General features: G+C 65.8%; 1 protein-coding gene. It reads right to left on the bottom strand.

Translation table 11 applies throughout. The features are described 5' to 3' along the window. The coding region (locus tag EOD29_RS36460) for a hypothetical protein (protein WP_206520642.1) at positions 1 to 195 on the bottom strand (195 nt) is incomplete at its 3' end. Positions 196 to 228: the final 33 nt, after the last annotated feature.

The raw sequence follows: 228 nt of genomic DNA on the forward strand, positions 1-228 counted from the left end.
CAGCACCGTATTGGATTTTTCCTCGCCCCCGTGCCGGTCGAGGATCGGCAGGGAGCGTTCGCGTAGCAGGGCGGCCAGAATATTGACGCCGGCCAGCCGTTCGTTGGCCTTGCGCGAGGCGAGAAATTCCTCGGCCTTTGCCTGCACCTTGGCCTCGTCGGCCACCTTCAGCGCATTCGAGGCCGCTTCGCGCACCGTCTTGGCGCCGTCGCTCGCCATCTGGAAGGC

The organism is Mesorhizobium sp. M1A.T.Ca.IN.004.03.1.1, assembly GCF_003997555.1.
Taxonomy (GTDB): Bacteria; Pseudomonadota; Alphaproteobacteria; order Rhizobiales; family Rhizobiaceae; genus Mesorhizobium.